Origin of the sequence: Mesorhizobium sp. B1-1-7 (genome assembly GCF_006442705.1) — a bacterium.
GTDB classification, from domain to species: domain Bacteria; phylum Pseudomonadota; class Alphaproteobacteria; order Rhizobiales; family Rhizobiaceae; genus Mesorhizobium; species Mesorhizobium opportunistum.
The window spans coordinates 1-10,816 of record NZ_VFWQ01000037.1; the positions used below are offsets into that span (position 1 = coordinate 1).

Annotated in this window: 13 protein-coding genes; 5 read left to right on the plus strand and 8 right to left on the minus strand. The window is 65.1% G+C overall.

Annotated elements, in window-relative coordinates:
* Positions 1-313: 313 nt before the first annotated feature.
* Positions 314-871 carry a methylated-DNA--[protein]-cysteine S-methyltransferase gene (locus tag FJ978_RS32520; protein WP_140576927.1) on the plus strand — a complete coding sequence of 186 codons (558 nt, stop codon included), beginning with the start codon at positions 314-316 and terminating at the stop codon, positions 869-871.
* Positions 868-1,611 carry a 2OG-Fe(II) oxygenase gene (locus FJ978_RS32525; protein ID WP_140576928.1) on the plus strand — a complete coding sequence of 248 codons (744 nt, stop codon included), beginning with the start codon at positions 868-870 and terminating at the stop codon, positions 1,609-1,611. Before FJ978_RS32520 ends, FJ978_RS32525 begins: the two co-directional genes overlap by 4 nt.
* Here the strand turns inward: FJ978_RS32525 and FJ978_RS32530 are convergent.
* The 5 genes from FJ978_RS32530 to FJ978_RS32550 all read right to left on the minus strand — a co-directional run bounded on the left by FJ978_RS32530 (position 1,596) and on the right by FJ978_RS32550 (position 5,711).
* Complete coding sequence (locus tag FJ978_RS32530) at positions 1,596-2,510, minus strand: sigma-70 family RNA polymerase sigma factor (RefSeq protein ID WP_246678242.1); 915 nt, start codon at positions 2,508-2,510, stop codon at positions 1,596-1,598. The genes FJ978_RS32525 and FJ978_RS32530 overlap by 16 nt on opposite strands.
* 38 nt (positions 2,511-2,548) lie before the next feature.
* The gene (locus tag FJ978_RS32535; protein WP_013894447.1) at positions 2,549-3,079 is read right to left on the minus strand and encodes a dihydrofolate reductase family protein; all 531 of its coding nucleotides are present in this window, start codon (positions 3,077-3,079) and stop codon (positions 2,549-2,551) included.
* Between the two features lie 2 nt (positions 3,080-3,081).
* Positions 3,082-4,023 carry an alpha/beta hydrolase gene (locus FJ978_RS32540; RefSeq protein WP_140576931.1) on the minus strand — a complete coding sequence of 314 codons (942 nt, stop codon included), beginning with the start codon at positions 4,021-4,023 and terminating at the stop codon, positions 3,082-3,084.
* A gap of 107 nt (positions 4,024-4,130) precedes the next feature.
* Positions 4,131-5,012, minus strand: a complete 882-nt coding sequence (locus tag FJ978_RS32545) for an SDR family oxidoreductase (protein WP_140576933.1) — start codon at positions 5,010-5,012, stop codon at positions 4,131-4,133.
* 111 nt (positions 5,013-5,123) lie between these two features.
* Positions 5,124-5,711 carry a dihydrofolate reductase family protein gene (locus FJ978_RS32550; protein WP_140576934.1) on the minus strand — a complete coding sequence of 196 codons (588 nt, stop codon included), beginning with the start codon at positions 5,709-5,711 and terminating at the stop codon, positions 5,124-5,126.
* Between the two features lie 135 nt (positions 5,712-5,846).
* Here FJ978_RS32550 and FJ978_RS32555 point away from each other — a divergent pair, with 135 nt between their 5' ends.
* The gene (locus FJ978_RS32555) at positions 5,847-6,263 is read left to right on the plus strand and encodes a helix-turn-helix domain-containing protein (protein ID WP_140576936.1); all 417 of its coding nucleotides are present in this window, start codon (positions 5,847-5,849) and stop codon (positions 6,261-6,263) included.
* 144 nt (positions 6,264-6,407) lie between these two features.
* Positions 6,408-7,655 (plus strand): DNA polymerase IV, encoded by a 1,248-nt coding sequence (gene dinB / locus FJ978_RS32560; RefSeq protein ID WP_140576937.1) that lies wholly within the window; start codon positions 6,408-6,410, stop codon positions 7,653-7,655.
* A 3-nt stretch (positions 7,656-7,658) separates the two neighbouring features.
* On the opposite strand, the gene FJ978_RS32565 is transcribed toward dinB, so the two are convergent.
* Together FJ978_RS32565 and FJ978_RS32570 are read right to left on the minus strand one after the other, a co-directional pair.
* Entirely contained in the window at positions 7,659-7,991 is a 333-nt protein-coding gene (locus FJ978_RS32565; protein WP_140576939.1) for an excalibur calcium-binding domain-containing protein, read from the minus strand.
* A gap of 117 nt (positions 7,992-8,108) precedes the next feature.
* A complete protein-coding gene (locus FJ978_RS32570; protein WP_013894439.1) occupies positions 8,109-8,642 on the minus strand; it encodes a sterol desaturase family protein in 534 nt (177 codons plus the stop codon).
* 182 nt (positions 8,643-8,824) lie between these two features.
* Here FJ978_RS32570 and FJ978_RS32575 point away from each other — a divergent pair, with 182 nt between their 5' ends.
* Positions 8,825-9,295: an NUDIX domain-containing protein gene (locus FJ978_RS32575; protein ID WP_140576940.1), complete on the plus strand. Its 471-nt coding sequence runs from the start codon at positions 8,825-8,827 to the stop codon at positions 9,293-9,295.
* Positions 9,296-9,482: 187 nt separating this feature from the next.
* Here FJ978_RS32575 and FJ978_RS32580 read toward each other — a convergent pair whose 3' ends face one another.
* Positions 9,483-10,670, minus strand: a complete 1,188-nt coding sequence (locus FJ978_RS32580) for a Gfo/Idh/MocA family oxidoreductase (protein ID WP_140576942.1) — start codon at positions 10,668-10,670, stop codon at positions 9,483-9,485.
* Positions 10,671-10,816 lie beyond the last annotated feature (146 nt).

Below are 10,816 nucleotides of genomic sequence, written 5' to 3' on the forward strand. Positions count from 1 at the left end.
GTGAGCATGTTTGGGCAGTGTGGTCCAAGTCAGCACTCTACGGCGCCCCCCTCTGTCCTGCCGGACATCTCCCCCACTTGTGGGGAGATTGGCTGTCATCACGGCCTTCGCCAATCTCCGATGTTGCAGGAACGAGTGGGGCGACGAAGCCGCCAATATCCCTCCTTGTGGGGGAGATGTCCGGCAGGACAGAGGGGGGCGCCGTAGGGCGCTTACCTTTGCACTGTTCCAGAGATTTGAATTTGAAAGCAAGCATCGGAGTGAGGGGCCGAACGCAGGGAACTAGGGTTCAGGCACAGAAGGAGTGAAGGCAATGAACCTTATGCAAATCATCAACCCGGCGACAGCCTCCAACGCAGCCGCAGCCCTCGACACAATAACCTACGCCATCGGCCAATCCGCGATCGGCAACATCCTGGCGGCGCGCAGCCGGATCGGCGTCTGCGCCATTCTGATCGGCTCTAGTGCCGAAACACTGGAGCAGGATCTCGCCAACCGCTTCCCTGGCAAGATTCTGATTGAAGACGAGCCCGGACTGAGCGACGACCTTGCCGCGATCGCGCGCTTCGTCGAAACGCCCTCCGCCGGCCTCGACCTGCCGCTCGACGTCAGCCACGGCACGCCGTTCCAGCAGCGTGTTTGGGACGTGCTGCGCACCATCCCCCGCGGCGCCACCATCACCTACACCGCGCTTGCCCGACGCCTTGGCCAGCCCAATGGTGCCCGCGCCGTGGCAACGGCCTGTGCGGCCAACGCCATCGCGCTCGGCATTCCCTGCCACCGCGTTGTCCGTGCCGACGGCACGTTGTCGGGCTACCGCTGGGGCATCGAGCGCAAGCGCGCCTTGCTCGACAAGGAGGCCCGGATATGAACGCCCACGCCAAGGTAGCCGCATCCGCGGTGGAAGCCGCAGAGACACGCGTCGGATCCTACGACTGGCCGGCATTGACCGCCGAACTCGACGGCTTCGGCTGCGCGGTGATGGAAAAACTGCTCTCGCGTGAGGAGTGCCGGCAGATCGCCGGCCTCTATCCGCAGGAGCAGCATTTCCGCAGCCACATCCACATGGCCAGGCACGGTTTCGGCAAAGGCGAATACCGCTATTTCCGCTATCCGTTGCCCGATCTCATCGGCGGAATGCGCAGCGCGCTCTATCCCCGACTGGCCGAGGTCGCCAACCGCTGGAACGAGCGCATGGGACAGGCGATGCGCTATCCCGCGACGCATGCCGAGTTTCTCGACCAGTGCCATGACGCCGGCCAGACGCGGGCGACGCCGCTCTTGCTGCAATATGTGCCCGGCGACTTCAACTGCCTGCACCAGGATCTCTACGGCGACCTCGCCTTCCCGCTGCAGGTTGCGATCCTGCTTTCCGAACCGGGCAAGGATTTCACCGGCGGTGAATTCGCGTTGACCGAGCAGCGGCCGCGTATGCAGAGCCGGGTCGAGGTGGTGCCGCTGCGCCAGGGCGACGCCGTTGTCTTCGCCGTCCACAACCGGCCGGTGCAGGGAACGAAAGGTAATTACCGCGTCAATTTGCGCCACGGCGTCAGCCGCTTGCGCTCAGGCATGCGCCACACCGTCGGCATCATCTTTCATGATGCGAAGTGATGGCGCGGGTCCGCATCAGCCGACACCATCTCCAGGATCCAGGGACACGCATAGTAATCGGCGATGCGGTCGATCACTCCGCCGGCGGCATGGATCCGCACCAGATGGGCAGGCCGCCAGACATCGCCATACAGCCTGTCGACGACCAGCACGATCTCGGCGCCGATCGCACCCTGCCGCATGCGCCAGGGAAGTTCCGCGCGCTCATACTCGACGAAATAGGGCGAGTCGGAGAGCAGGCCGTTGTAGCAATCCGAGACGCGCAGGCGCGCATCGGCGCTGGTCAGCGCGCGTACCCCGTCCCAGTCCCTGACATTGAAGAGTTCGACGTAGCGGCCGAGCAGCCGCGCCAGTTCGGGATCATATGCGGGCGCCGCGACCGGTTGCGCCGGCAAGGCAGCGAGCTTGGCGCGGCCGCGGTTGAGCGCCGACTTGACGCCGCCTGTCGTCGAGCCGACGAGCTCGGCGATCTCCTCCAGCGAATGGTCGAAGACATCCTTGAGCAGCACGCAGGCGCGCTCCTTCGGTGGCAGATGCACGACCAGCCGCTCGATAGCGCGGCCGGCACCCCGCCCGGCAGGCTCGACCGGCAGCACGATATCGTCGCCGGCGTAGCCGGCCTCGGCCAGCATTCGCGTGCGGCGGCCCCTGATGAAATCGATGCACCTGTTATGGGCGATGCGGAACAGCCAGGGCCGCAACGCCAGCGTGTCGTCGAGCAACTCGATCTTGCGATAGGCCTCGAACAGAGCCTCTTGCATGACGTCCTCGCCGTCGAGCGCCGAGCCGGTCATGCGAGCGCAGTAGCGGTGCAGACGGACGCGCAAATGCGAAACGGTCTCGAGGAACGCGGCATAGCGCAGGTCGAACAGGCCTTCGGGATTGAGCCTTGGCCTCATCCCCTGCGCGGTATCACGAGATCTGCGGATCTGCTGGTTCATCGCGGCACATAGGTTAGCGTCACCACGCCATTGTCGAAACGGTGCGTGCCGACGAGATCGAGGTCGATGGAACCGACATCGTCGAAGGCGCGCTTGCCGTGCCCGACGCGGGTCGGCACGATCGACAGATGATACTCATCGACCAGCCCGGCGGAGACCAGCGTTTTGTCGAGCTGCGACACCCCATATTTCAGGATGTCGCCGCCCGGTTGCCGCTTGAGCGCGGCGAGCGCCTGCGCGACGTCGCCCTCAAGCAGCGTGGCATTCCATCCCACCGTCTTGAGCGTCTTCGACGCGACCAGCTTCTTCAAGCCGTTGATGCGGTCCATATATGGACCCTTGAGATCGGGCCAGCGCGCCGAAAACATCTCGTAGGTGACGCGGCCGAGCAGGAAGAACTCGACGCCGGACAACGCCTGCAAGGCATGCGCCTGGTTCTGCTCGTCGAAGAAGGGCGAGGCCCACCCCATCGGCCCTTCGATGACACCGTCCAGCGAGACGAAGCTGGACACGATCAGCCGGCGCATGATCAGGCCGCCTTCGCGCCGGCGGCAACATCAACGGCATCCGGCAGCCCAAGCTTCGGCCGCACCCAGGCGGCGAGGCGGGCGATCGCGTCATCGGCTTCGGGCGCTCGGCCCGCCATCATCTGGAAGGAGTGCAGCATGTCGTCAAAGACATCGAGCCGCGTCTCGACGCCGGCCTGGCCGGCACGCTCGGCGAACATGCGGCTTTCGTCGACCAGCGTCTCGTCGGCGCCGGCCTGCAGGTAGACAGGCGGAAAGCCGGAGAGATCGGCATAGAGCGGGCTGACCTCGGGATCGCGCCGGTCGGCATCGCCGATGAAATTGGCCACCAGCCAGTCGACGCCGGCCTTGGCGAAGGCGGGGTCCTTGTCGCGGTTGGTCTCGTAGCTGGCGGCGGTCAGCGCCATGTCGAACCAGCCGGAGATGATCAGGGTGGCGACGGGCAGCGGTCTCCCCTGCGCACGCAGCCGCTGCAGGACGCCATAGCTCAGCACAGCGCCGCAGGAATCGCCGGCGATCACGATCCGGCCCGGGTCGAAGCCCTGGTCGGCAAGCCAGTTCCAGGCGGTCATCGCCGCTTCGAGCTGGCCCGGATGCTTTGCCTGGTGCGCCAGTGGATAGTCATAGACCAGCGCTCGGCAGCCGATCGCCTTGGCGAGATGGCCGACCAGCTTGCGGTGCGTGTAGATCGAGCCGCCGACGAAGCCGCCGCCATGCGCGTAAAACAGCGCCCGCTCCGCGTCGGCACCCTTCGGCACGATCCATAGCGCCGGCACGCCGCCGGCATCCACCTCGATATAGTCGACGCCGCCCGGTTCGCCGGTCAGCGCCGTCCAGTGAGTGTCGTTGAAGTCGATGATCGCCTGCGGGCTGGTCAGCTTGCCGGCATTGGCGACGAACGCCGCGTAATGGTTCCTGTTTGCCTCACTCTCAGTGCTCGCCATGATAGCCTCCGGGGTTATGGATCGCGGGTCCCGCGATCTTCCAAAGCCAAGGACGGACGAGCGGGCAAAAAGGATACGTCGCAGCGCTCGCTTTTTCGGGAGAGCGCTCAGGCCGCGCCGCCAAACGCCGCCGCGTGGCGCCGGGCGAACTCTACGAACGGCGTCGGCTTGACGCCGAACATCTCATGCGTCGCCAGGTGCACCCGCGATTTCGGCCGCCGCCGCCGCTCGGCCAGTTGCTCGTCCAGCGCATCGGCGAAACCGGCCGGAATGCCGGCGGCCAGCAGGTTGCGCCGCCGCTGTTCCGGACTGATGTCGACATAGCGGACTGGCCTGCCGATCGCCTGCGATATTCGCGCGGCGATCCCGGTCATCGTCAGCGCCTCGGGGCCGGTCATGTCGAGGCTCTCGCCTGCATGGCCGCCATCGCGCAGCAGCCGGAAGGCCACTTTGGCGATGTCCTCGACATCGACCGGCGACAGCTCGGTGTCGCCGAGCGCGAGATAGAAGGCGCCCTCGGCGGCGATCGTCGGTGCGTCGCGCAGATAGACCTGCATGAATTGGCTGGGGCGCAGATGCGTCCACGCCATCCCCGCCGCTTCCAGATAGCGCTCGACCTCTTCATGCATGCGCGTGAAGCGAAACTTCGTCGCGTCGTAGCCGATGTTGGACTCCCTGCCGGAGAACTTCACCACATGCCCGACGCCGGCCGTTCTGCAGGCATCGATGAAACGGCACTGCGTCTCGGTCATGTCGTCGCCCGCGGTCGAAATCATCAGCACGCGATCGGCGCCGTCGAGCGCAGCGCCAAGCGTTTCCGCCCGGCGCATGTCGCCCTCTATCAGGTCGACGCCGGCCAGTTCGCCCAGTCCTGCAGCCAATGCCCGGTTCCGATCGCGAACCAGCGCCCGCACCGCATGCTTCTGCCGCGCGAACTCGCGCACGATCGCTTTTCCGTTCAAGCCCGTGGCACCCGTCACCAGGATCATCAGCTTTTCTCCGTCTTGATTGCCGCGGCTGCCATGCCGGCGACCGCAGCTTGAAGACGAAGAGACCGGGGCAAAGGATTCTGCCCAGACGTCTTTTTATCGATGCAAGGCTCAGCTGCCCGGCGCATAGCGGTTGACCACCATGCCGCATGCATAGGCCTTCGAACCGAGCAGCCGAAGCTTCCGGAAGCCGCCCTGGTCGAAGATCCGGCGGCCGGCGCCCAGCACCGCCGGGTTGACGAACAGCTGGAACTCGTCGACCAGTCCCGCCGCGATCAGCGCGGAGGCGAAGCCGGCGCCGCCGAAGACGGCGATGTCGCCGCCCTCGCCCACCTTCAGTGCCTTGACTTCGCGCGGCGGGTCGCCGCTCACCACCGTCGTGCGTTCCCACCGCGAGGTTTTCAGCCTGTCGCTCGGCACCACCTTGCGTGCTTCGACGATACGCTGGGCGAAGGCGTAGAACGGATCGGCCGGATATTTCTTCGCCGCATTGCCCCAGTGGGTCAGGTACCCCTCCTCGGCCATCTTGCGGCTGAGCAGGATGGTGTCGATGCCGGCGAAGACGATGTTGAAGTCGCGCTTCAGCTCCTCATCCCAGCCATTGTCCTCGCCCCACTCCCAAAGCTGCCAGCGATGATCCGCATTGGCGCCGACATAGCCATCGACCGACATCTGCATCTGAAGGATCAGCTTTTTCATCATCGTTCTCCGGCTGTGCCGATCGCGGCCGCGTGCTCGGCCAATCCTTCGGCATTGATTGGTTTACATTTGGAACTATTGACGTTCGAGAAAAATGATGTCAATAGTAAAGTGATTTAAAATGGAACCATAGAGATGTCGACGCGTGAAAGATCCGGGTGCCCGATCAACCTGTCGCTGGAACTGCTCGGCGACCGCTGGACACTGCTCATCATCCGCGATCTGGTCTTCGCCGGGAAAAAGCACTTTCGCGAGTTCCTGCAATCCGACGAAGGCATCTCCTCACGCACGCTGGCCGAGCGGCTGCAGACGCTCCAGGAAGAAGGCATCCTCACCCGCAGCGATGACCCGACCCACGGGCTGAAGGCGATCTACCGGCTGACCGAGGCCGGCATCGACCTGTTGCCGGTTCTGGCGACGATCGGCGCCTGGGGCAGCAAGCATCGCAAGGCCGACGATCATCTCGCCCGCATCGCCGACGAGCTTGCGGCCGGTGGTGAGCCGGCGCTGGAACGGATGAAGGCGGCGCTGCGGGCGGAGCATATTGTCTAGGCGGCTACGCTGTCTTACCCAAGGGGACTTTCCAGGCCTCGGTGGCGGCAAGGGATATGGGTTCAAGCGGTCACGGCTTGACAGTGATCACTTTTTGTTCTCCATATGTTCGCATCTATCAGCAACTGTGGATGAGCGGTCGGGATGGAAACGACAGCCACCAGCCTGCATGCCGATCTCGATGCGTTCTATGCCTCGGTCGAGCAGTTGCTCGACCCGTCGCTGCGCGGTAAGCCGATCGCGGTCGGCGGCGGCGTCGTGCTCGCCGCCTCCTATGAGGCGCGTGCCTTCGGCGTGCGCGGCGGCATGCCCGGGCGCAAGGCGCGCGAGCTCTGCCCGCAACTGATCTTCGTCGGCGGCAATTTCAGCCACTACCAGCGGCTTGGCGACGCGGCGATCAAGGTGCTCGACGATTTCACGCCGCTGGTCGAGCGCATTTCCATCGACGAGGCCTTCGCCGATGTCGCCGGCTGCACGCACCTGTTCGGGCAACCGCAAGAGATCGCCGCGACCATCCGCCGCCGTGTGCGGGCCGAACTCGGCCTGCCGATCTCGATCGGCGTCGCACGCACCAAGCATCTGGCCAAGATCGCCTCGCAGGTCGCAAAGCCCGATGGGCTGGTGGTGGTCGATCCCGGCACCGAGCTTGCCTTCCTGCACGATTTGCCGGTCGGCCTGATGTGGGGTGTTGGCCCGGCGACCAGGGCGCGGCTAGCCGAAATCGGCGTCGAGACCATAGGCCAGCTGGCCAGGACGCACAGCGGCGCGCTGACGCGGCTACTCGGTCCGGCCGCCGGCGAAAAGCTCTCGGCTTTGTCGTGGAACCGCGACCCGAGGAAACTGGAGACGAAGCGCCGCGCGCACTCGGCCGGCGCGCAGTCGGCGCTCGGTCAGAAGCCAGCCGTGGCGCGCGTCATCGTGCCCACTTTGCTGCATCTGGCCGACCGCGTCGCCAGCCGGCTGCGCGCCAAGGCGCGGCCCGGCCGCACGGTGACCGTGCGTGTGCGCTTTGCCGATCTCAGCGCCGTCACCCGCTCGATCACGCTCGACCAGCCGATCTCGGCGACCACGACGCTGGCCGAAATCGCAGGCGATCTGGTGCGCGGCGTGCTCGCCGACAATCCGCACGAAAGAACGATCTCGCTGCTGGCGATCTCGGTCTCGCACCTCTGGGAGAGTTCCGAGCTGCAGCTCGAACTGCCGCTCGGCCTTGCCGACGAAAAGCATCGGCCGGGCACGGCGAAAGGCCTGGCGCGCTTCGGCGCCGACCGCGCCATCGACAAGATCCGCGAGCGCTTCGGCAAACAGGCCGTCGGCTACGGCACGGTGGCGCTCGAAGCGGCGCGCTCGGTGCCCGACGAATTCAGGGAGCTGGCTGAAAAGGAACTGTGAGAACTACCTGCCGCTGCGCCAATAGCGATGCACCTTGACGCCGCTGGCGCTTTCCCCGTGCCAAGGCTCGCAAGCGATGCCGTCTTTGTCGGCATCATGCGTCGGCCAATAGCCGGGCTGCCCACTGCGCGCGGGGGCAAGACCGACGGCGCGAGCCGCTGCGCAGTTCGGGAACGCGGCAAAGTGCCTGAGGGCGGAGACCGGTGAGTCGAGCTGGATGCCGACAAAGCCGTAGGCGATGTAGCCGGACAACAGGATGAACGGCGCGAAAAGAGCAACCCATTTCAGCCTGCCAAGGCGATGAGATGCAGGCCAGTACAAGAATGGCAGAAGCATTCCCGGCACACCCCCGATTCCAGCACATCGATGCAGGCTATCTCGGGGCAGGCTATCTCGGGCCGGCCGCCATGACAATGACGCCGGACCTGCCGGGATCGAGATACGCCCCGGCCCTCAGAGCTGCGCCGTACCGAAAACCCGATCCCAGAATATCGACGTCACGCCGAAATTGGCGGTATCGTCGATGTGATGATGCACTGCGTGGCGGCGCTTGAGCGTGTAGAGATAACTGGGATGTCTGGGATGCCAGTGATGGATCATGTGGTGGATGCTGATGTACCAGAGATAGCCCAGCATCAGACCGCAACTGACCGCGCTGGCGGTCGCGAAACCGAAGGCCATCCACACCGGCAGGAAGGCGACCAGCGCGTGCACACCCAGACTGAGCCAGGTTGGCGTACCCACCGAACTGCGCTCCTCGACATGATGACGGTCGTGCAGGTCCCTGATGTAGGGGATGTGATGAAGGACAAAGCGGTGCAGGACGTATTCGACCAGCGTCCACAGGCCGAGACAGAAGATGACCGTACCGATCCACTCCGGCGCACTCTCCTCGCCGGCCTCGATCAACCCGGCTATTCCCAATATGGCGATCACCAGCGGATAGACCACGAAGTCGCTGTAGTAGCCGATCAGACCCAGTTGCATTCGGACGCCTTACCTGAACTTCGACGCCGCCCCAAAGTGATACTTCAGATTGCCGGACTCGCACATGAGGTGCAATGCGGGCGTGTTTGACATAGCGTCGCAATTTGCCGATGCAAGGGTCGGCACCCATGATCGGCTGGCAATTGGCCACCTCGTATCGGCGCCACGAATGGACACGCAAAATGGCAAAACGCAGTGCCGGCCTGCTGATCTATCGTCGAAGCGATGGCGATGTCCGCGTGCTGCTGGTTCATCCCGGCGGCCCGTTCTGGGCGAAGAAGGACGATGGCGCCTGGTCGATCCCGAAAGGCCTTGTCGACGAGAATGAGGACGAGCTTGTGGCGGCACAACGCGAGACCGAGGAAGAGATCGGTATCAAAGTCGACGGCCTTTTCACGCGCCTCGGCGATTACAAGCAACCGGGCGGCAAAATCGTCAGCGCCTGGTCGGTGGAGGCCAGGTCGGAGATCGACGTGGCGACGATCAAGAGCAACAGCTTCACCATGGAATGGCCGCCGCGGTCGGGATCGATGAAGGAATTCCCGGAGGTCGACAGAGCGGGCTGGTTCAGCCTGCCTGAGGCCGAGGTAAAGATGCTTGTCGGGCAGCGTCCGATGCTATCGGATCTGGCGAAGCAGCTGGGAATCCAGTGATCTCCCCCCCGCGAGGGGGAGATGGCCGGCAGGCCAGAGGGGGCGCTGTCCCGCCAACCTCTCGGCCAAATCAGCCGTGTCCGTTGGGATTGGCGCAAAAGCGGACCATGCCGAAAGGCTGGCGTTCCTTCGCGCCCCCCTCTGCCCTGCCGGGCATCTCCCCCTCAAGGGGGGGGGAGATCGACTGTCATTCCTCGAACCGCGCCGCCGTCCAAGCCCCGCCCGCTGCGTTTGATTCCACCGCAGCCGCAACAAACTTCACCCCTCTTGCGCCATCCACTACATCAGGCACCTGCGCCGCACGTGCCGCATCGACCACCCCACCGGATCGATGGGCGCGGATGATGTCGGCGGCATCGCGGTAGAAATTGGCGAAGGCCTCGATATAGCCTTCCGGGTGCGCCGCCGGCATGCGCGAAACGCGCCGGCTTTCCTCGGTCGAGCCATGGCCGCCGCGCACCAGCGTGCGGGTTTCCTCGCCATATCTGGAGAAGCGCAATTCCTCCGGCCGGCTTCCAGACCATTCGAGCCCCGCCCTGTCGCCATAGATGCGCACGGAGAGGTCATTGTAGTGGCCGGGTGATGTCTGGCTGGCCAGGATCGTGCCGCGCGCCCCGCCGGTCCAGCGCACCAGCACATGCGCATTGTCGTCGAGCCGGCGCCCCGGCACGGCGGTGAACAGATCGGCCGACACCGTCTCGGCCTCGCAACCGGAGATATAGCTCGCCAGATTGAAGGCATGCACGCCGATGTCCGCCAGCACCGCCGACTGCCCTGCCCGCGCCGGATCGGTGCGCCATTCCGCCTGCTTCTGGCCCTCGGCGTCGATCGGCTTCGTCAGCCAGTCCTGGATATAGGCGCCGTGCACCGACACGATCCGGCCAAGCTCGCCCGCCGCCGCCATCTCGCGCGCCTGGCGCACCATGGCGTAGCCGGTGTTGTTGAGCGTGACGACGAAGCGGCGCTTCTTCGCCCTCGCCAACGCCACCAGCGCCTCGGCGTCATCAAGCGTCGTCGATAGCGGCTTGTCGCAGATCACGTCGATGCCGGCTTCGAGGAAGGCGGCGGCGATCGGCGCGTGCAGATGGTTGGGCGTGACGATGACGACGGCCTCGATACCATCCGGCCGCGCCGCCTCGGCCTTGGCCATGGCATGGTAGTCGGCATAGCTGCGCTCCGGCGCGATGCCGATCTCGGCGGCCGAGGCGGCGGCGTTCTCCGGATCGGACGACAGCGCGCCGGCGACCAGCGCGATCTGGTCGTCGAGGCGCATGGCGAGCCGGTGCACCGCGCCGATGAAGGCATTGCGGCCGCCGCCGACCATGCCGACCCTCAGGCGCTTGCCCGCCGACCCGTCCGATGTTGCGTAGACCATGTCTATCTCCTCCGAGCTGATTTAAGGCTGAGGCCCGATATCGAGCCAGCACCCACCGTCGAGTTCTATGGCGCCCCCCTCTGTCCTGCCGGACATCTCCCCCTCAAGTGGGGAGATTGGAGGTCATCTCTGCTTTCGCCAATCGC

What these genes read in the sequence shown, in the direction of transcription:
- FJ978_RS32545 (WP_140576933.1), bottom strand. Translation starts at nt 5,012, where the DNA reads ATGATCCTGGTGACGGGTGCCACGGGCTTGAACGGAAAAGCGATCGTG.
- FJ978_RS32570 (WP_013894439.1), bottom strand. Translation starts at nt 8,642, where the DNA reads ATGCAACTGGGTCTGATCGGCTACTACAGCGACTTCGTGGTCTATCCG.
- FJ978_RS32550 (WP_140576934.1), bottom strand. Translation starts at nt 5,711, where the DNA reads ATGAAAAAGCTGATCCTTCAGATGCAGATGTCGGTCGATGGCTATGTC.
- dinB (WP_140576937.1), top strand. Translation starts at nt 6,408, where the DNA reads ATGGAAACGACAGCCACCAGCCTGCATGCCGATCTCGATGCGTTCTAT.
- FJ978_RS32580 (WP_140576942.1), bottom strand. Translation starts at nt 10,670, where the DNA reads ATGGTCTACGCAACATCGGACGGGTCGGCGGGCAAGCGCCTGAGGGTC.
- FJ978_RS32535 (WP_013894447.1), bottom strand. Translation starts at nt 3,079, where the DNA reads ATGCGCCGGCTGATCGTGTCCAGCTTCGTCTCGCTGGACGGTGTCATC.
- FJ978_RS32540 (WP_140576931.1), bottom strand. Translation starts at nt 4,023, where the DNA reads ATGGCGAGCACTGAGAGTGAGGCAAACAGGAACCATTACGCGGCGTTC.
- FJ978_RS32520 (WP_140576927.1), top strand. Translation starts at nt 314, where the DNA reads ATGAACCTTATGCAAATCATCAACCCGGCGACAGCCTCCAACGCAGCC.
- FJ978_RS32530 (WP_246678242.1), bottom strand. Translation starts at nt 2,510, where the DNA reads ATGAGGCCAAGGCTCAATCCCGAAGGCCTGTTCGACCTGCGCTATGCC.
- FJ978_RS32555 (WP_140576936.1), top strand. Translation starts at nt 5,847, where the DNA reads ATGTCGACGCGTGAAAGATCCGGGTGCCCGATCAACCTGTCGCTGGAA.
- FJ978_RS32565 (WP_140576939.1), bottom strand. Translation starts at nt 7,991, where the DNA reads ATGCTTCTGCCATTCTTGTACTGGCCTGCATCTCATCGCCTTGGCAGG.
- FJ978_RS32525 (WP_140576928.1), top strand. Translation starts at nt 868, where the DNA reads ATGAACGCCCACGCCAAGGTAGCCGCATCCGCGGTGGAAGCCGCAGAG.
- FJ978_RS32575 (WP_140576940.1), top strand. Translation starts at nt 8,825, where the DNA reads ATGGCAAAACGCAGTGCCGGCCTGCTGATCTATCGTCGAAGCGATGGC.